At 45.1% G+C, this 377-nt stretch carries 1 protein-coding gene; it reads left to right on the forward strand.

What is annotated here, in order from left to right; translation table 11 throughout:
• The coding region (locus AB4512_RS24820; RefSeq protein WP_372176129.1) for a nucleoside recognition domain-containing protein at positions 1-377 on the forward strand (377 nt) is incomplete at both ends.

The following is a 377-nucleotide window of genomic DNA, read 5'->3' on the forward strand; positions in this document are numbered from 1 at the left end:
CCTGCATTCATTACATCGAACTCATTTTTGAACGGCCTTTTCAACCCATCTCCACTGTGGTTGTTGGTTCGTCTTATCGGTGGTGCTGCTGCATTCATGGCTTTCTTCCAAGTAGGCCCTGAGTTTATCTGGGAAGAAAACACTGGTGGTCTCGTACTAGAAGGCCTACTTCCAACACTGTTCTCAGTATTTATCTTTGCAGGTTTACTACTGCCACTACTACTTAACTTTGGTTTGCTAGAATTGTTTGGCACCTTACTAAGTAAAGTGATGCGCCCAATCTTCAACCTGCCAGGTCGTAGTGCTATCGATTGTATGGCTTCTTGGTTAGGTGACGGCAGTGTCGGTATCCTGCTTACAAGCAAACAGTACGAGAA

Origin of the sequence: Vibrio sp. 10N.222.52.B7 (genome assembly GCF_041474275.1) — a bacterium.
GTDB classification, from domain to species: domain Bacteria; phylum Pseudomonadota; class Gammaproteobacteria; order Enterobacterales; family Vibrionaceae; genus Vibrio; species Vibrio crassostreae_C.